Genomic DNA, 17125 nt, shown 5'->3' with positions numbered 1-17125 from the left:
TGATCCGTCGGGAGGGGGTCAGATGCGCTCGACGATGGTGGCGACGCCCATGCCGCCGCCGACGCACAGCGTGGCGAGGCCGTAGCGCTTGTCCTGGCGCTCCAACTCGTCGACGAGGGTGCCGAGGATCATCGCGCCGGTGGCGCCGAGGGGGTGGCCGAGCGCGATCGCGCCGCCGTTGACGTTGACCTTGTCCAGGGACAGGCCCATGTCCTTCACGAAGCGCAGCACGACCGCCGCGAACGCCTCGTTGATCTCGACGAGGTCGATGTCGTCGATGGTCAGGCCGGCCTTGGCGAGGGCCTTGCGGGTGGCGGGGGCGGGGCCGGTGAGCATGATGGTCGGCTCGGAACCGGACACGGCGGCGGAGACGATCCGCGCGCGGGGCGTGAGGCCGTAGCGCTCGCCGACCTCCTTGGAGCCGATCGCGACGAGCGAGGCGCCGTCGACGATGCCGGAGGAGTTGCCCGCGTGGTGGACGTGGTCGATCTTCTCCACCCAGTGGTACTGCTGGAGCGCGACGGCGTCGAAACCGCCGAGTTCGCCGATGTCCGCGAAGGACGGCTTGAGCTTGGCGAGGGAGTCGGCGGTGGTGCCGGGGCGCGGGAACTCGTCGTGGTCGAGGACGACGAGGCCGCTGCGGTCCTTCACGGGGACGACGGACCTCTCGAAGCGTCCGTCCTTCATGGCGGTGGCGGCCCGTTCCTGGGAGAGCGCCGCGTACTCGTCGACGTCCCTGCGGGAGAAGCCCTCGATGGTGGCGATGAGGTCGGCGCCGATGCCCTGCGGCACGAAGTTGACCTGGAGGTTGGTCATCGGGTCGTTGAACCAGGCGCCGCCGTCGGAGGCCATCGGCACCCGGGACATCGACTCGACACCGCCGGCCAGGACGAGGTCCTCCCAGCCCGAACGGACCTTCGCGGCGGCCAGGTTGACGGCTTCGAGGCCCGAGGCACAGAAGCGGTTCTCCTGGACGCCCGCGACGGTGTCGGGCAGCCCGGCCGCGATCGCCGCGATGCGCGCGATGTCGGAGCCCTGGTCGCCGACCGGGCCGACGACGCCGAGGACGATGTCGTCGACGGCGGCCGGGTCGAGGCCGGGGAAGCGGGCGCGGATCTCGTGGATGAGTCCGACGACCAGGTCGATGGGCTTGGTGCCGTGCAGGGCGCCGTTGGCCTTGCCGCGCCCGCGCGGGGTGCGGATCGCGTCGTACACGTACGCTTCGGTGCTCACGGGGAGGCCTTTCACTGAGGGTTTCGGGACGCTGGGAGCAGCCCGGGCACGTCCCACTCCCGGGCGACGTCGGCCGTGTCGGCGCCCGGGAGCGCCGGGCCGCTGCGGACGGAGGTCGGGGTCGCGGAGAAGCGGGGGGCCGGGGCGGGCTGGGTGATGCCGTCGTGGTCGGTGAAGGTGCCGCGGGCGGCCAGGTGCGGGTGGTGGGGTGCCTCGCGCAGCGACAGCACGGGCGCCACGCACGCGTCGGTGCCGTCGAAGACGGCCGTCCACTCGTCCCTGGTGCGGCTCTTGAAGCGGGCGGCGACCGCCTCGCGCAGGTCCTGCCAGCGGGTGACGTCCGTGCGGGCGGCGCTCTGGTCCTCGATCCCGAGGAGGGCGAGGAACTCCTCGTAGAACTGCGGTTCCAGGGCGCCGACGGCCATGTACCGGCCGTCGGCCGTCTCGTAGGTGCCGTAGTACGGGCAGCCGCCGTCCAGGAGGTTGGCGCCGCGGCGGTCCTGCCAGCCGCCGGCGGCGAGCATGCCGTGGATCATCGTGGCCAGATGGGCGGTGCCGTCGACGATGGCGGCGTCCACGACCTGCCCGGTGCCGGTCGCCCGGGCGTGATGGAGGGCGGCGAGGACGCCGACGACGAGGTAGAGGGAGCCGCCCGCGTAGTCGCCGAGCAGGTTGGCGGGGACGGGCGGCGGCTCGTCGGGGCGGCCGATCATGCCGAGGGCGCCGGTGGGGGCGAGGTAGGCGATGTCGTGCCCGGCGTGCGGAGCGAGCGGGCCGTCCTGGCCCCAGCCGGTCATCCGGCCATAGACCAGGCGCGGGTTGCGGGCGTGGCAGTTCCCGGGCCCGACGCCGAGGCGCTCGGCGACGCCGGGGCGGTAGCCCTCGACCAGGACGTCGGCGCGCGCGGCCAGGTCAAGTACCCGGTCCGGGCCGTCCGGGGCCTTCAGGTCGACGACCACCGAGCGCTTGTTGCGGTTGGTGACGTCGTACGCCGGGTCGATCCCGAGTCCGGGGCCGCCGGGCCGGTCCACGCGCACGACGTCGGCCCCGAGGTCGGCGAGCAGCATGGCGGCGAACGGGCCGGGACCGATCCCGGCCAGCTCGACGACCCGCACCCCTGCGAGCGGGCCGTGCACCGGCGTCCTTGCCGTGGTCATCCAGCCCCCAGTGCTGTGACACAAGTGATGTAACACCAGCGATGCTAAGAACACGTTCCACTCCGCACAAGAGCTGAACGAGCAAGCGCTTAGCAATGTGCCGTACGGGTCAGCCTCCGTCCAGCTGCGCTATGAGCCGCTTCGGCGCGATCACCCGGTAGCTCTCCTCCACCCAGTCGCACAGGAGCTCCGCGGCCGGGGCGCCCGGCGCCTCCAGGGGGACGCTCACCCAGCCCGCCCTGCCCAGGCCGTACCCGGCGGGCTCGGCGCCGGGGCACGCGAGCGCGTGCGCGTGCGCCGTCTCGTCCGTGAGCTTCACCGTCACCTCCAGGGGGTAGCTGCCGTCCTGCACGCCCAGGAAGACGAAGACCTTCCGGTTGACCTTCGCGACGGACTCGCCCCACGGGAACTCCTCGACGGCACCCGGCAGCCCCAGGGCGAACGCGTGCACTTTCTCCCATTTCTTCAGGGCATTCCTGGGCACGGCCATCGCGTTCCTCCGGGCTCGTCGTCGGGCTCCGCACCGCTCACGCTAGCCTCGGCCACCGACAGCGGCACGGGCTGCACGACCGAGGGGTGTCATGAGCATGCAAAACAGGACGGACCGTCCGTACGACATCGTGCTCTTCGGAGCCACCAGTTTCGCCGGCACGCTCACCGCCGAGTACCTGGCCGCTCACGCGCCCGGGGGGCTGCGCTGGGCGATCGCCGGCCGCAGCGAGGAGAAGCTGGCGCGGCTGCGGGAGCGGCTGCCCGGCGACGCGGAGATCGGCGTGCTGCGGGCGGATGTGTCCGACCCGGCCTCCGTGCGCGCCCTCGCCGGACAGGCGCGGGTGGTGGCCACGACGGTCGGCCCGTACGTCACCTACGGCGAGGAGCTCGTCGCCGCCTGCGCGGACGCCGGGACGGACTACCTGGACCTGTGCGGCGAACCGGAGTTCGTGGACCTGATGTACGTCCGGCACGACGCCCGCGCGCGGGAGACCGGCGCGCGGCTGGTGCACGCCGCCGGGTTCGACTCCATCCCGCACGACCTGGGCGTGTACTTCACCGTGGGGCAGTTGCCGGAGGGCGTGCCGCTGAGCGTCGAGGGCTTCGTGACCGCCGACGCGGCGTTCTCGGGCGGGACCTTCGCCTCCGCGCTGGGCCAGTTCGCGCGGCAGCGTCGGATCGCGGCAGCCGCGCGGGACCGGCGGCGGCACGAGCCGCGGCTGGTGGGCCGGCGGGCGTCGGCACCGCTGGGCGGGCCGCGGTTCGCCAAGGAGGTCGGGGCGTGGGCCCTGCCGATGCCGACCATCGACCCGCAGATCGTGCGGCGTTCGGCGGCGGCGCTGGACAGGTACGGACCCGACTTCCGCTACCGCCAGTACGCGGCCGTCCGCCGGCTGCCCGTCGCGGTGGGCGGGGTCGCCGCGGTCGGCGCACTGGTCGCGGCGGCCCAGGTGCCGCCCGCGCGGCGCTGGCTGTCGGACCGGCTGAAGCCCGGGGACGGGCCGGGCCCGGAGAAGCGGGCCAAGAGCTGGTTCTCCGTGCGTTTCGTGGGCGAGGGCGGCGGCCGGCGGGTGTACACGGAGGTCTCGGGCGGCGATCCCGGCTACGGCGAGACGGCGAAGATGCTGGCCGAGTCGGCGCTGTGCCTGGCCTTCGACGAACTGCCGAAGACGGCCGGCCAGGTCACCACGGCGGTCGCCATGGGCGACGCGCTCGTCGAGCGGCTGCGGGCGGCGGGCATCCGCTTCCGCGTGGCGTCGGTGCGCTGAGGGTCCGCCGGGTGGCCTACAACGGCCACTCGGCGATGGTGTAGATCATTCCGGCTATCCAGCCGAGCCCCGCCAGCACGGCGAGGATCAGCCCGATGGTGACGGCCCGCTCGACGGTCTGGGTCGGGCCGGCAACTGGCTTGGGGGCGCGGTGCGTCGTCATGCGCCCCAGCCTGCCGAGGGGGCGCCGGCCGGACATCCGTACGGGTACTCAGAGCCGGTACTCAGTTCCGGCCCGGTTCGCCCGTCGGGTCCTTCGCCGGCGCCGCATCGCGGGTCGGCGGTGTACGACTCGGGCTACCGCGAGGCCGGCCGCCGGGTGGACGGCCCGTCCGCGCAGGCCTGCCGCAGCGCCTCGCGGCACAGCGCGTCCGCCTTGCGGGTGGTCTCCGGGAGGCGGTACGCGGGGGTCAGGGCGAGGGTGTGGGCGCAGGCGCCGGCCAGGCTCACGCGATGGCCCGCCGAGACGAACACCGGCTTGACCCCGTCCCGGGTGCGCAGGGCGCGGCCGACCTCCTCGGAGCCGGCGAGCAGCGCCGAGGTGCTGCCGCGCGGGGTGTCCGGCTCGTCGTAGGTGAAGGTGAACGGGTTCTTGGCGACGCCGATCGTGGGCAGGCCCGTCAGGACGCCGAGGTGGCTGGCCAGGCCGAAGCGGCGCGGGTGGGCGAAACCGTAGCCGTCGCAGACGACCAGGCCGGGTGCGCACGGCAGCGCGTCGAGGGCGGCCAGGACCGTGGGGATCTCGCGGAAGGCGAGCAGCCCGGGCACGTAGGGGAAGGAGATCCGGCCCACCGCGGTGGCCTCGGCGACCACGTCCAGGCTCGCCGCGTCCAGCACGACCGCGGCCGCCGCGACGACGTCACGCGCGTCGTCGTAGGCGACGTCGACACCGGTCACCCGGCCGGTGCCGGGCGGCGGACCCGGTTCGTCGAGGACGACCCGCTCGCGCAGGGCGTCCTGTACGGCACGGGCCTGCTCCTCGGTGGCGGGCCAGTCCTCGGGGATGCGTACGGTCGTCATGGTCCCCCGAGCCTACGGGCCGCGCCGAGGCCGGCGGGGTCAGGGTGTCCCGCCGGCCTCGTGGAGCGTGCGCCTCACTTGCCCAGTGCGCGCTGCAACTGGCTCTTGTTCATGCTGGAACGGCCCTCCACGCCCTTGCGCTTGGCCTCCTGGTACAGCTGGTCGTAGGTGGGGCCCTGTGAGCCCTGCCCGGACCGCTGCCCGCCGCGCTTCCCGGACGACATGTCCTTCGTGGAGGTGCGGCTGGCCGTCTTCGCCTCGCCGGAGCGGGCGCGTTCCTTGTTCACCGTCCGTGCGGCGATCTCCTTGGCGCGGCCGGTGCTCTCGCCCCGGTCCTTCGCGCTCTCCTTGATGTGCTCGTACTGGCGCTCCCGCTTGGAGCTCGAACCGCGTGGCATTCTCGCTCACTTCCTTTCACGTCCCGTGAACGAGTACCCACACTGCCCATCCTCACCGCCCGCCGCGCGCTCACTGCTCCAGGCGGGCCACCCGCCCCTGCTCGCCGGCGGCCCAGCAGCCGTGGTCCGGGGCGCAGTCGACGGTGTCGTAGGAGCCCGTGTCGACCGTCCGCCAGGTGCGGCCGGCGTCGGTGGTGAGGTCGGTGCCGGTGGGGCCGACGGCGAGGGCGGCGGTGCGGCTGTGCGGGAGCCAGGCGACGCCGGAGCGGTAGGCGGTGGGGGGCGTGGTCGCGGGGCGCCAGGTGCGGCCGCCGTCGGAGGTGCGCGCGGCGGCGCGCGGTGAGGGCTGGTCCGGCCGGAAGTCGCCGCCGACGGCGAGTCCGTGGGCCCGGTCGCGGAAGGCCAGTGCGAAGACCCCGCGGGCCGGATCGCCCGCCGGGAGGGGCATGGTGGTGGCCTGCCAGGTGTGTCCCCGGTCGGCGGAGTGGAGCACGCGCGCGTGCGCGGCCCCGCCGGTGGCGAGCCAGGCGTCCTTCGGCCCGGACGTCACCAGGCACTGGCCGCCGGCGGCGAACCCGGCCTCGCCGTCCTGCGCGGGCGGCATGCCCTTCTCCGGCAGCACCCGCCAGGTCCGGCCGCCGTCGCCGGTCGACAGGATGCGGAACTTCCCGTCCACCGGGTCGCTCAGGGCGAGGCCGTGGCGGTCGTCGAAGAAGGCGAGGCAGTCGTAGAAGGCCTTCGGCTCGGTGTTGCGGAAGGACTCCGTCCAGGTCGCTCCGCCGTCGTCGGTGCGGTAGACGCGGGAGGCCTCGCCCTCGCCGATGGCCAGGACGACGGCCCGGCGCGCGTCGAAGGCCTCGACGTCCCGGAACTGCAACTCCCCCGCGCCGGGCGGCGATACGTTCCGCCAGGTGGCTCCGCCGTCGGTGGTGCGCAGCACGGTGCCGGAGGTGCCGGCGGCCCAGGCGGTGTGCCGGTTGACGGCGGCCAGTCCTCGGAACCGCACGTCCGGGGTGCCGGTGTCCTTCAGTTCCCAGTGCGGCACCCGGCGCTCCGGCTGCCGCGCCTCCGCGGGCCCGGCGGTCAGGGCGGCCAGTGCCGCCGCGCACGCCAGGGCCGCGACCGCGCAGCGCCCTGTCCGTGCTGTTCGTCCTGTCCGTCCCGTCCGTCGCGTGCTCCCCATGCGCCTCATGGCCGGGGAAGCTAGCCCACCGCCCGGGTGCCGTCCAGACGGCCTCGGGGCCACGGCCGGCGTCAAGGGAGGCGTCACACGGGCCCTTGGGGGCACACGAGGAGAGCCCGGTCACTCCCGTGCATGAACGCGGTGACAGAGGTCACTCGCACGGCGAGTGCACGGAATGGCCGATTCCGTCGTCTCTTCCCATGCCCGGCCTCATCCGCCCGGACGTGTCCGTCCCGCCGTCACAAGGGAGCAAGGCGTTGTCCATCGTCATCGAGCAGCCCGTGGAGGCCCGCCTCGTCGCCGCCGCGCCGCGTATGCCGAGCATTCCCGCGACGCTGCATTACGACCGGCGCGACCCGTTCGCCGTCCGCATGACCTTCCCCGCCCCGGCGACGCTGGAGGGCGTGGAGGTGTGCTGGACCTTCTCCCGCGAGCTGCTCACCGCCGGGATGCTGGGCCCCGAGGGGCACGGCGACGTCCGGGTGCGGCCCTACGGCTACGACCGCACGGTGCTGGAGTTCCACGCGCCCGAGGGCACCGCCGTGGTGCATGTCCGGTCCAGCGAGATCCGCACGTTCCTGGAGGCGACCGGCGAGCTCGTGCCCGTCGGCCTGGAGCACCTGCAGCTGGATCTGGACCACGACCTGGCGGAGCTGATGCGCGACGCCTGCTGAGGGTCAACGCGCCGCGTGCGACAGGGCGTTGCCCCCGACGATCCCCGGGTCGACGGCCCCGGGGGCGGGGATCCCGCGGGCGCCCAGGCCAAGGTGAGGCCGACTCCCCCGGCACCGCGTCCCCGACGCTCACGCGCACCGCTCCCGCGACGAGCACCGCGCGCGGACGGCGCCGGAGACGTCCTCCCCGTCGGCTCGTTCAGAGGGGCGTCGGCACCGGTACGGACGCCTCCACCGCCGTGCGTACCTCGCGGACGATTCCCGCGAGGCCGGGCACCGATGCCGCGGCACGCTCCGTCAGCTCCTCGACGCGCCGCTCGCCCGCCTTCGCTCCGAGCAGGCCGGCGGCGTCGGCCAGGACGGCGACGGCCGCGTCGCGCTCCGCGATCCCCGCGGCCGGCAGCGGCCCGAGCAGGACCTCCCGCGTCTCCTCCCGCAGCACCTTCACCGCGGCGGCGCGCTCCAGCGCGTACTCCACGGACGGGAAGACACCGAGGACGCGCCTCTTCTCCGCCCGCAGATATCCCCCGGCCACGAGCTGCTCCCGTACCGCGTCGGCGGTCACCCGCGCCCGCAGCGTCACCCAGGTCCGCCAGGAGTGCGGACACGACTCGTGGACGAGTTCCAGCAGTCCGTCGAGGACCGCGTCACCGCTGCGCGAGTCCATGTCGGCCGGCGTGGCCACGCCGGCCACGTCGGTGAGCAGGCCGCGGCGGGCCAGGTCGACCAGGGCCCCGGCCCGCACCGGGCCGGCCGGGTGGGCGGTGCCGCCCGCCGGGGGCCGCGCGGTGTCCCAGGCCAGCAGCGACAGCCGGGCCGGCAGCGTGAGCGAACCGTGGGACACGGGGCCTCCTGGGGTGGCGGGAGCGGCTTCGGTTAATGCGTTGACAGGCCCGGTACCCCCTCCTACGGTGTACAGCGGTCCTGTTGCCGTCGATTGGAGAAGGACGTTGCTCGTCTGAGGTCCTGAGACACCGCGCCGCACCTGTGAGGTGTGTGCGCTGCGTGCGACCTCGGCGTTCGAGCCGTCCCCCGGTGCAGGGCTCTTCTCATGCCCGTGGACTCTCCTCCCTGGTCGCAGGTGTCTCGACACGCGTTTGCCCCTGACTGCTTCGAGCAACCGCGAGTGAGGCCCCCATGTCCACTTCCATCACCATCACCTCCCTGTCGTTCACCTGGCCCGACGGCACTCCCGTCTTCGAGGACCTGGACGTCGCGTTCGGGCCCGGACGGACCGGCCTGGTCGGGGTCAACGGGTCGGGGAAATCCACCCTGCTGAAACTGATCGCCGGTGAGCTCGTACCGGCCGACGGCGCCGTCCGTGTCGCCGGCGAGGTCGGTTACCTGCCGCAGAACGTCACGCTCGACACCGCCCTGCGGGTCGACGAGGCGCTCGGCATCGCCGCCCGGCGGGCCGCGCTGCACGCCATCGAGGCGGGCGACGTGGCCGAGGAGCACTTCGAGACCGTCGGCGACGACTGGGACGTCGAGGAGCGCGCCCTGGCCACGCTCGGCGAACTCGGCCTCGGGCACATCGGGCTGGACCGCACCATCGGCGAGGTGTCGGGCGGCGAGTCCGTCCTGCTGCGGCTGGCCGCGCTGCTGCTGCGCCGGCCCGACGTGCTGCTGCTGGACGAGCCGACCAACAACCTCGACCTGTACGCCCGCCGGCGCCTGTACGCGGCCGTGCAGTCCTGGCCGGGCGTCATGGTCGTGGTCAGCCACGACCGGGAACTGCTGGAACTCGTCGACCAGATCGCCGACCTGCGCTCCGGCGGGATCACCTGGTACGGCGGCAACTACTCCGCCTACGAGGAGGCCCTGGAGACCGAACAGGAGGCGGCCGAGCGCATGGTGCGCGTGGCCGAGGCCGACTTCCGCAAGCAGAAGCGCGAACTGGCCGACGCCCAGGTCAAACTGGCCCGCCGCAAGCGGTACGGGCAGAAGATGTGGGACCAGAAGCGCGAGCCGAAGATCGTCATGGGGGCGCGCAAGCGCGCGGCGCAGGAGTCCGCGGGCAAGCACCGGATCATGCACGAGGAGAAGCTCGCCGAGGCCAGGGAGCGGCTCGACGAGGCGGTGGAGGCCGTACGGGACGACGACGAGATCCGCGTCGACCTGCCGTTCACGGCCGTCCCGCCGGGGCGCACCGTCCTCACCCTCCAGGACCTCGGGCTCCGGTACGGGGCCAGGGTGGCGGGCGGGTTCGAGCTGCGCGGCCCCGAGCGGGTCGCGCTGATCGGGCGCAACGGCGCGGGCAAGACCACGCTGCTGCGCACGATCACCGGGGAGCTGGCTCCCGAGTCGGGCGAGGTGACGGCACACGTCCCGCTGCGGTTCCTGCCGCAGCGCCTCGACGTGCTGGACGGGGAGCGGACGGTCGTCGAGAACGTGGCCCGCTTCGCGCCGGGCGCGACCAACAACCGGATCCGGGCGCGTCTGGCCCGCTTCCTGTTCCGGGGCGGCCGGGCCGACCGGAAGGCGGCGACGCTGTCGGGCGGCGAACGCTTCCGGGCGGCGCTGGCCGCCCTGATGCTGGCCGAGCCCGCACCGCAGCTGCTCCTGCTGGACGAGCCGACCAACAACCTGGACATGGCCAGCGTGCGGCAGCTGACCACGGCCCTGGACTCCTACGAGGGCGCGCTGATCGTGGCCAGTCACGACCTGCCGTTCCTGGAGTCGATCGGCATCACGCGCTGGCTGCTGCTGGAGGAGGGAGAACTGCGGGAAATCACGCCAGAAGCTGTCGGGTATTCCGCCTAGCGTCGGGTGCATGCCCGATTTCATCACCCTGACCGGAGCCCGCGAGAACAACCTCAAGGACGTCACTCTCCGCATCCCGAAAGGCCGGCTGACCGTGTTCACCGGCGTTTCGGGATCGGGGAAGTCGTCGGTCGTCTTCGACACGATCGCGGTGGAGTCCCAGCGCCAGCTCAACGAGACCTACCCCTGGTTCGTCCGCAACCGGCTGCCCAAGTTCGAGCGGCCGCACGCGGACGCCCTGGAGAACCTCACCCCCGCGATCGTCGTCGACCAGCGGCCGGTCGGCGGCCACTCCCGGTCGACGGTCGGCACCATGACGGACGTCTACTCGGTGATCCGCGTGCTGTTCTCCCGGCACGGCACGCCGAGCGCCGGGCCGGCCACGGCCTACTCGTTCAACGACCCGTCGGGCATGTGCCCCGAGTGCGACGGGCTGGGCCGCGCCGTGGGGCCCGACTGGGACCGCATCCTGGACCCGGACCGCTCCCTCGCGGACGGGGCGGTCCGCTTCCCGCCGTTCGCGGCGGGGACCTGGCAGGGCCAGACCTACACCAACAGCCCCGACCTCGACCCGGACAAGCCCGTGGGGCGGTTCACCGCCGCCGAGCGGGAGTTCCTGCTGCGCGGGCGGCCGGGCAGCAAGGTCACCGTGAGCGGCAGCGGCGGCACCTGGGTCACCGACTACGAGGGCCTCGCCGACCGCTTCGAGCGGCTGTACCTGAAGCGGGACCTGTCGGCCATGAGCCAGAAGACCCGGGACCTGGTCCGGGAGTTCCTGGTGGAGGGGGTCTGCCCGGCCTGCCGGGGAGCACGGCTCAACGCGGCGGCACTCGCGACCCGGATCGGCGGCCGGTCGATCGCCGACTGCACGCGCCTGCAGGTCACCGACCTGATCACCGTGCTGAGGGAGATCGACGACCCGGTGGCCGGGCCGATCGCCGGGGCGGCCGTGGCGGCGCTGGAACGGATCGAGGCGATCGGCCTCGGCTACCTCAGCCTCGACCGGGAGACCGCCACGCTCAGCGGCGGGGAGGGACAGCGGCTGAAGACCGTGCGCCACCTCGGCTCCAGCCTGACCGGGATGACCTACATCTTCGACGAGCCGAGCGTCGGGCTGCACCCGCGGGACGTGGGCCGGCTCGGTGATCTGCTGCTGCGGCTGCGCGACAAGGGCAACACCGTGCTGGTCGTCGAGCACGACCCGGACGTCATCGCGCTGGCCGACCACGTGGTGGACATGGGACCGGGCGCCGGCGCCGGGGGCGGCACGGTGGTGTTCACGGGGACGCCGGGGGAGCTGGCCGCGTCGGACACGCTCACCGGGCGCTGTCTGCGCCGGCGTCCGGCGGTCAAGGAGGAGGTGCGGCAAGCCACCGGCGAACTGTGGGTCAAGGGCGCCGACCGGCACAACCTCCGGGACGTGACCGTACGGTTCCCCACGGGTGTGCTCACCGCGGTGACCGGGGTCGCCGGGTCGGGCAAGAGCAGCCTGGTGGCGGAGTTCACCGCGGCCCACGAGGAGGCCGTGGTGGTCGACCAGTCGTCGATCGGCATCTCGGGCCGGTCCACACCGGCGACGTACCTGGGCGTCATGGACACCGTCCGGAAGATCTTCGCCCGCGAGACGGGGGCCGAGGCGGGCCTGTTCAGCTTCAACTCCGGCGGCGCCTGCCCCACCTGCGAGGGCCGCGGCATCATCTCCACCGACCTCGCCTTCATGGACCCGGTCACGACGACCTGCCACGACTGCGAGGGACGGCGCTTCCGGGAGGAGGTGCTGCGACTGACCGTGCGCGGGAAATCCGTCGCCGACGTCCTGGAGATGACGGCCGAACAAGCACTCGACTTCTTCGAGGACGAGGCCGTGGGACGGCGGCTGCGCGCCCTGCGGGACGTGGGACTGACGTATCTGACGCTGGGACAGCCCCTGTCCACCCTCTCCGGCGGTGAACGCCAGCGCATCAAACTGGCGACCCGGCTGCACCGGACGGGCGCGGTCTACGTCCTGGACGAACCGACGACCGGTCTGCACATGGCGGACGTGGCGGGCCTGGTCGGCCTGCTGGAGCGGCTGGTCGACACGGGCAACACGGTCGTCGTCGTCGAGCACAACCTGGACGTGGTCGCCCGCGCCGACTGGGTGATCGACCTCGGCCCGGACGGCGGCCGGGACGGCGGCGAGGTGGTGTTCGAGGGCACGCCACGGCAGCTCCTGGAGACGGACGGCTCGTTCACCGCGGAACACCTGCGGCGCTTCGTACGACCGGGTACCGGCACGCCGGCGTGAGCTCCCGGTGAGTGGCGCCTGCGCGGGTGGCGCCCCGGGAGCTCCGTGCCCCTGGCGCCTCCCGCGGGTGGCGCCACGGGCTCCCGGGGGTGTCCTGCGCTCTCCCCGCCCTGCATGATGGTCGGCCGACGCCCGTTGGGTTCCGGGCGATCCCGGGAACCCGGTCGGTGTGGTCCCGACACGTCCCATCCCATACGGAGTCCCGCTCGTGCCCAGCAAGAAGGCCCTCGTCCGCCGCCCCAGCCCGCGCCTCGCCGAAGGGCTGGTGACGCACATCGAGCGGGAGGGGATCGACGCCGACCTCGCGGGCGAGCAGTGGGAGGCGTACGTACAAGCCCTGCGCACGCACGGCTGGGAGACCATCGAGGTGGACCCGGCGGACGACTGCCCGGACTCGGTGTTCGTCGAGGACACGGTCGTGATGTACCGGAACGTGGCGCTGATCGCCCGCCCGGGCGCCGACTCCCGGCGGGCGGAGACCGCCGGGGTCGAGGAGGCCGTGGCCGGTCTGGGCTGCTCGGTGAACTGGATCTGGGATCCGGGCACGCTGGACGGCGGGGACGTGCTGAAGATCGGCGACACCGTGTACGTGGGCCGCGGCGGACGCACCAACGCCGCCGGCGTCCAGCAGCTGCGCGCCGCGTTCGAGCCGCTCGGCGCCCGGGTCGTCGCCGTCCCCGTGAGCAAGGTGCTGCACCTGAAGTCGGCGGTCACCGCCCTGCCCGACGGGACGGTCATCGGCCACATCCCGAAGATGGACGCCCCGTCGCTGTTCGCCCGCTTTCTGCCCGTCCCGGAGGAGGCCGGCGCCCACGTCGTCCTGCTGGGCGGCGACAAACTGCTGATGGCGGCCAGCGCCCCGAAGACCGCCGACCTCTTCTCCGACCTCGGGTACGAACCGGTCGTCGTGGACATCAGCGAGTTCGAGAAGCTCGAAGGCTGTGTGACATGTCTCTCGGTCCGGCTGCGGGAGCTCTACGTCTGAGGAGCCGGTGCCTCCGCTTCCGGGCCGCCGACCTGCGGGTCCGCGCCCCGCGGCACCCGGGGACGGCCGCGCTGATCAGCGGCCTTTACGAGGCTCTTAACCTACGGACTCGTAACCTACGGAAACGTAGCCTACGATGCCGTAGGTTCCAGCTCACCGCTCGTACGCATGTCCCCTGGAGAGTCCATGACGATCACCGCTCCCCACCTCGGCAGCCCCGCCGGCACCTGGACCGACGCTCAGCTGCTGTACGCGCTGGAGGAAGTGGTCGAGAAGGAACTCGACCGGCATCTGCAGGTCGCCAAGGACTGGATGCCGCACGAGTACGTGCCGTGGAGCGACGGGCGCAACTTCCCCGGTCTCTTCGAGGACGGCGAGGCCTGGGAGAAGGAGCAGTCCAAGGTCACCGAGATCGGCCGCATCGCGCTGGTGGTCAACCTGCTGACCGAGGACAACCTGCCCAGCTACCACCACGAGATCGCCTCCCTGTTCGGCCGCGACGGCGCCTGGGGCACCTGGGTGCACCGCTGGACCGCCGAGGAGGGCCGGCACGGCATCGTGATGCGCGACTACCTGCTCACCTCGCGCGCCGTCGACCCGGACAAGCTGGAGCAGTTCCGGATGGCCCACATGAGTGAGGGCTTCGAGCACGACCACCGGCACTCGATGCTGCACTCGGTCGCCTACGTCGCCTTCCAGGAGCTCGCCACCCGCATCTCCCACCGCAACACCGGCCACCAGTCCGGCGACCCGGTCTGCGACCGCATGCTGGCCCGCATCGCGACCGACGAGAACCTGCACATGGTCTTCTACCGGAACCTGCTGAAGGCGGCGTTCGAGCTCGCCCCCGACCTGACCATGCAGGCCGTCCGGGACGTGGTCGTCGACTTCCGGATGCCCGGTCACGGCATCCCCGGCTTCGAGCGGGCCGCCGCGCAGATGGCGATCGGCGAGGTCTACAACCTGCGCATCCACCACGACGACGTGCTGCAGCCCGTGCTGCGCTTCCTGAAGATCATGGAGATCGACGGCCTGGGCCCGGAGGGCCGCAAGGCACAGGAGGAGCTCGGCCTGTACATGAACGGCCTGGACACCGAGGCCGCCAAGTTCGACGAGAAGCTGGCCGCGCGCAAGGCCCGCATGGCGGCCCGCGCCGGCGCCTGACGCCGCCCCGGCGCCCACGACCTGAGGCCCCCTGCCGCCACGGGCGGCCGGGGGCCTTCGTCGCGTGGCGGCGGGGGCCGCGTCAGCCGCTGCGGCTACCGCGCCGCCCGGCGCAGCTCCAGCCGCTCCTTCTCCGACATCCCGCCCCAGACGCCGAAGCGCTCGTCGTGGTCCAGCGCGTACTCCAGGCAGGCCGGGCGGATCGGGCACAGCCCGCAGATCCGCTTCGCCTCCCGCACCGAACTGCCGGGCTCGGGGAAGAAGAACTCCGCCCCGGTCTGCGCGCACAACGCTTCCTGCTGCCAGGCGAGTTCGGGCGAGGTGATCGTGTCGATGTGCATGACCGGAAGCGTTCCGGGCGGTGGAAAACGTTCGATCAACGCCCGATCAACGCCGCGTTCAGGGACCTCCGGCCGGGGTCGATCGTCGCCCGCCGGACGGGCCGGTGCACGGCGGCGCGCGGGACCGCCGAGCACGCGTCCGGCCGCGCGGCGGCACGGCACGCGCCGGCCGGCGGTGCGAGACTCGGCAGTGCAGGCGGACGGGCCCCTGTGCGAGGAGGGCGAGGATGCTCACCACCCGTTATGTCACCGGCGCTCCGAACTGGGTCGATCTCGGCACCCCCGACATCGACGGCGCGACGGCCTTCTACGAAGCCCTGTTCGGCTGGCGCTTCCAGCCGGGCGGGCCCGAGGTCGGCGGGTACGGCCTCTTCCAGCTCGGCGGCCGGACCGTCGCCGGCGGCATGCAGACCACGCCGGAACAGGGGCCGCCCTCCTGGACGGTGTACTTCCAGGCGCCGGACGCGGACGCCACGGCCGAGGCGGCCCGGCAGGCACGCGGCTCGGTGCTGCTGCCGCCCATGGACGTCCAGGACCTGGGCCGGACGGCGATCCTCGCCGACCGGGCCGGGGTGCCGTTCGGGCTGTGGCAGCCGGGACGCAACCAGGGCCTCGACGTCGTCGGGGAACCCGGCGCGCTGTGCTGGACCGAGCTGTACACGGCGGACGTCCCGGCCGCGGCCGCCTTCTACCACTCGGTGCTCGGTCTGGAGACCTACGGCGTCGACATGCCCGGCGGCACGTACACCACGTTCGGCCCCGCCGGGGAGGGCGAGGACGCCATGTTCGGCGGGGTCGTGGCCCTCGCCGACGACCCGGCCGAGCAGGAGCCCCACTGGCTTCCCTACTTCGAGGCCGCCGACCCGGACGCCGTCGTCGCCGCCGCCCGGGAGCGTGGCGGCACCGTCCGCATGCCCCCCACGGACGTGCCGGAGGTCGGCCGCATCGCCAGGCTCACCGACCCCTACGGCGCCCGCTTCGCGGTGATCCGCAGCGAGCCCTCACAGAGCCGGGCCGGGCAGGCCTAGGCCGATCCCCGCCGTACCAGCGTCGTCGGCAGGACCACGCTGGACGGCGTGTCGGGGGTGTCCTCCCGGCGGTGGTCGGGGTCGAGGCCGCGCAGCAGGAGGCGGGCCATGAGGCGGCCCATCTCCTCGATGTCCTGGCGGACCGTCGTCAGGGGCGGGTCGGTCTGCTCGGCGACGGGCTGCAGGTCGTCGAAGCCGATGACGGCCACGTCGTCCGGGACGCGGCGGCCGGACTCGCGCAGGACGCGCAGCGCGCCGGAGGCCATGAGGTCGTTCGCGGCGAACACCGCGTCCAGGTCCGGGCAGCGGTCGAGCAGCTCGCGCATCGCCCGCTCGCCCCCGGCCGGGGTGAAGTCGGCCTCGGCGATCAGCCGCGGGTCGGCGTCCGCCATGACGTCCCGGTAGCCGTCCAGCCGGTCCACCGCCGAGGTCTGGTCCAGGGCGCCGGTGAGATGCGCGATCCGGGTGCGGCCGAGGCCGGCCAGGTGGCGGACGGCGTCGCGGGCGCCGCCGCGGTTGTCACTGTCGACGTAGACCACGTCGCGCCGGCCGCCGCTCCAGCCCGGCCGCCCGCCGAAGACGGTGGGCACTCCGGCCCGCTGGATCAGCTCCGGCAGCGGGTCGTCGAGGTGCAGGGAGAAGACGAGCGCCCCGTCGACGTGACCGCCGGCGAGATACCGGGCGACCCGGGCGTGGTCGTCGCGGCCCTCCGTCAGGAGCAGCACGAGCTGGTTGTCGTGGGCCGTGAGCTCCTTGCTGATGCCGCGCAGCTGGAGTGCGAAGAACGGGTCGGCGAAGACGCGGCTCTCCGGTTCGGCGACGACGACGGCGACCGCGTCGTGCCGCCGGGTCACCAGGGAGCGGGCGGCCTGGTTGGGCACGTAGCCCAGCTCCTCCACGGCCTTGCGGACCCGCTCGACGAGGACGTCCCGCACCCCGTCCCCGCCGTTGACCACGCGGGAGACGGTGGCCCGCGAGACACCGGCCCGGGCGGCCACGGCCTCCAGGGTGGGACGCGGCGCTGTGTCGGTCACTTCGGGGCTCCTCACCTGCGGCTGCGGATCAGGATAGCCCCGGGCGCGCCGCCGGGTGAGAGCGCTCTCGCCTCCGTCTCGGCGGTGGCACGCGCCCG

Annotated in this window: 17 protein-coding genes; 7 read left to right on the top strand and 10 right to left on the bottom strand. The window is 73.3% G+C overall.

What is annotated here, in order from left to right:
* Positions 1-18: 18 nt before the first annotated feature.
* The 3 genes from CHR28_RS13235 to CHR28_RS13225 all read right to left on the bottom strand — a co-directional run bounded on the left by CHR28_RS13235 (position 19) and on the right by CHR28_RS13225 (position 2880).
* Positions 19-1233, bottom strand: a complete 1215-nt coding sequence (locus CHR28_RS13235) for an acetyl-CoA C-acetyltransferase (RefSeq protein ID WP_094053779.1) — start codon at positions 1231-1233, stop codon at positions 19-21.
* An 11-nt stretch (positions 1234-1244) separates the two neighbouring features.
* On the bottom strand, positions 1245-2390 hold the full coding sequence (locus tag CHR28_RS13230) for a CaiB/BaiF CoA transferase family protein (protein ID WP_094053778.1): 1146 nt from the start codon (positions 2388-2390) through the stop codon (positions 1245-1247).
* A gap of 109 nt (positions 2391-2499) precedes the next feature.
* Positions 2500-2880 (bottom strand): MmcQ/YjbR family DNA-binding protein, encoded by a 381-nt coding sequence (locus CHR28_RS13225; RefSeq protein WP_094053777.1) that lies wholly within the window; start codon positions 2878-2880, stop codon positions 2500-2502.
* Positions 2881-2971: 91 nt separating this feature from the next.
* Here CHR28_RS13225 and CHR28_RS13220 point away from each other — a divergent pair, with 91 nt between their 5' ends.
* Positions 2972-4150 carry a saccharopine dehydrogenase family protein gene (locus CHR28_RS13220; protein WP_094053776.1) on the top strand — a complete coding sequence of 393 codons (1179 nt, stop codon included), beginning with the start codon at positions 2972-2974 and terminating at the stop codon, positions 4148-4150.
* 16 nt (positions 4151-4166) lie between these two features.
* On the opposite strand, the gene mmpA is transcribed toward CHR28_RS13220, so the two are convergent.
* The 4 genes from mmpA to CHR28_RS13200 all read right to left on the bottom strand — a co-directional run bounded on the left by mmpA (position 4167) and on the right by CHR28_RS13200 (position 6751).
* Positions 4167-4313 carry a morphogenic membrane protein MmpA gene (mmpA, locus tag CHR28_RS13215; protein ID WP_010042861.1) on the bottom strand — a complete coding sequence of 49 codons (147 nt, stop codon included), beginning with the start codon at positions 4311-4313 and terminating at the stop codon, positions 4167-4169.
* 134 nt (positions 4314-4447) lie between these two features.
* Positions 4448-5170, bottom strand: a complete 723-nt coding sequence (locus CHR28_RS13210) for an endonuclease V (protein WP_094053774.1) — start codon at positions 5168-5170, stop codon at positions 4448-4450.
* A gap of 74 nt (positions 5171-5244) precedes the next feature.
* Positions 5245-5568 (bottom strand): plasmid stabilization protein, encoded by a 324-nt coding sequence (locus CHR28_RS13205; protein ID WP_094053773.1) that lies wholly within the window; start codon positions 5566-5568, stop codon positions 5245-5247.
* Between the two features lie 70 nt (positions 5569-5638).
* Complete coding sequence (locus CHR28_RS13200) at positions 5639-6751, bottom strand: WD40/YVTN/BNR-like repeat-containing protein (protein WP_094053772.1); 1113 nt, start codon at positions 6749-6751, stop codon at positions 5639-5641.
* 257 nt (positions 6752-7008) lie between these two features.
* Here CHR28_RS13200 and CHR28_RS13195 point away from each other — a divergent pair, with 257 nt between their 5' ends.
* On the top strand, positions 7009-7425 hold the full coding sequence (locus tag CHR28_RS13195) for an SsgA family sporulation/cell division regulator (protein WP_094053771.1): 417 nt from the start codon (positions 7009-7011) through the stop codon (positions 7423-7425).
* A gap of 199 nt (positions 7426-7624) precedes the next feature.
* On the opposite strand, the gene CHR28_RS13190 is transcribed toward CHR28_RS13195, so the two are convergent.
* Positions 7625-8269, bottom strand: a complete 645-nt coding sequence (locus CHR28_RS13190) for a GOLPH3/VPS74 family protein (RefSeq protein WP_094053770.1) — start codon at positions 8267-8269, stop codon at positions 7625-7627.
* A gap of 293 nt (positions 8270-8562) precedes the next feature.
* Between CHR28_RS13190 and CHR28_RS13185 the strand changes: the two genes are divergently transcribed.
* The 4 genes from CHR28_RS13185 (at position 8563) to CHR28_RS13170 (ending at position 14624) form a co-directional block, all read left to right on the top strand.
* On the top strand, positions 8563-10188 hold the full coding sequence (locus CHR28_RS13185) for an ABC-F family ATP-binding cassette domain-containing protein (RefSeq protein WP_094053769.1): 1626 nt from the start codon (positions 8563-8565) through the stop codon (positions 10186-10188).
* Between the two features lie 10 nt (positions 10189-10198).
* Positions 10199-12475, top strand: a complete 2277-nt coding sequence (locus tag CHR28_RS13180; RefSeq protein ID WP_094053768.1) for an ATP-binding cassette domain-containing protein — start codon at positions 10199-10201, stop codon at positions 12473-12475.
* Positions 12476-12683: 208 nt separating this feature from the next.
* The gene (gene ddaH / locus CHR28_RS13175; protein WP_094053767.1) at positions 12684-13460 is read left to right on the top strand and encodes a dimethylargininase; all 777 of its coding nucleotides are present in this window, start codon (positions 12684-12686) and stop codon (positions 13458-13460) included.
* A 186-nt stretch (positions 13461-13646) separates the two neighbouring features.
* The gene (locus CHR28_RS13170; protein ID WP_094053766.1) at positions 13647-14624 is read left to right on the top strand and encodes an acyl-ACP desaturase; all 978 of its coding nucleotides are present in this window, start codon (positions 13647-13649) and stop codon (positions 14622-14624) included.
* Positions 14625-14719: 95 nt separating this feature from the next.
* Here the strand turns inward: CHR28_RS13170 and CHR28_RS13165 are convergent, their stop codons facing one another.
* Positions 14720-14965 (bottom strand): WhiB family transcriptional regulator, encoded by a 246-nt coding sequence (locus tag CHR28_RS13165; RefSeq protein WP_094053765.1) that lies wholly within the window; start codon positions 14963-14965, stop codon positions 14720-14722.
* A 227-nt stretch (positions 14966-15192) separates the two neighbouring features.
* On the opposite strand from CHR28_RS13165, the gene CHR28_RS13160 reads away from it, so the two are divergent.
* Positions 15193-15993, top strand: a complete 801-nt coding sequence (locus CHR28_RS13160; RefSeq protein WP_094053764.1) for a VOC family protein — start codon at positions 15193-15195, stop codon at positions 15991-15993.
* Here CHR28_RS13160 and CHR28_RS13155 read toward each other — a convergent pair.
* Positions 15990-17027 carry a LacI family DNA-binding transcriptional regulator gene (locus CHR28_RS13155; RefSeq protein WP_094053763.1) on the bottom strand — a complete coding sequence of 346 codons (1038 nt, stop codon included), beginning with the start codon at positions 17025-17027 and terminating at the stop codon, positions 15990-15992. The genes CHR28_RS13160 and CHR28_RS13155 overlap by 4 nt on opposite strands.
* Between the last annotated feature and the right edge of the window lie 98 nt (positions 17028-17125).

Source organism: Streptomyces sp. XY006, assembly GCF_002237655.1.
Classification (GTDB): domain Bacteria; phylum Actinomycetota; class Actinomycetes; order Streptomycetales; family Streptomycetaceae; genus Streptomyces; species Streptomyces levis.
This window is presented reverse-complemented; position numbering and strand designations above follow the sequence as displayed.

Bases quoted from the DNA above. Each gene is read 5' to 3' on its own strand.
- mmpA (WP_010042861.1), bottom strand. From the start codon at position 4,313: ATGACGACGCACCGCGCCCCCAAGCCAGTTGCCGGCCCGACCCAGACC.
- CHR28_RS13170 (WP_094053766.1), top strand. From the start codon at position 13,647: ATGACGATCACCGCTCCCCACCTCGGCAGCCCCGCCGGCACCTGGACC.
- CHR28_RS13180 (WP_094053768.1), top strand. From the start codon at position 10,199: ATGCCCGATTTCATCACCCTGACCGGAGCCCGCGAGAACAACCTCAAG.
- CHR28_RS13220 (WP_094053776.1), top strand. From the start codon at position 2,972: ATGAGCATGCAAAACAGGACGGACCGTCCGTACGACATCGTGCTCTTC.
- CHR28_RS13185 (WP_094053769.1), top strand. From the start codon at position 8,563: ATGTCCACTTCCATCACCATCACCTCCCTGTCGTTCACCTGGCCCGAC.
- CHR28_RS13210 (WP_094053774.1), bottom strand. From the start codon at position 5,170: ATGACGACCGTACGCATCCCCGAGGACTGGCCCGCCACCGAGGAGCAG.
- CHR28_RS13230 (WP_094053778.1), bottom strand. From the start codon at position 2,390: ATGACCACGGCAAGGACGCCGGTGCACGGCCCGCTCGCAGGGGTGCGG.
- CHR28_RS13165 (WP_094053765.1), bottom strand. From the start codon at position 14,965: ATGCACATCGACACGATCACCTCGCCCGAACTCGCCTGGCAGCAGGAA.
- CHR28_RS13205 (WP_094053773.1), bottom strand. From the start codon at position 5,568: ATGCCACGCGGTTCGAGCTCCAAGCGGGAGCGCCAGTACGAGCACATC.
- CHR28_RS13200 (WP_094053772.1), bottom strand. From the start codon at position 6,751: ATGGGGAGCACGCGACGGACGGGACGGACAGGACGAACAGCACGGACA.
- CHR28_RS13160 (WP_094053764.1), top strand. From the start codon at position 15,193: ATGCTCACCACCCGTTATGTCACCGGCGCTCCGAACTGGGTCGATCTC.
- CHR28_RS13225 (WP_094053777.1), bottom strand. From the start codon at position 2,880: ATGGCCGTGCCCAGGAATGCCCTGAAGAAATGGGAGAAAGTGCACGCG.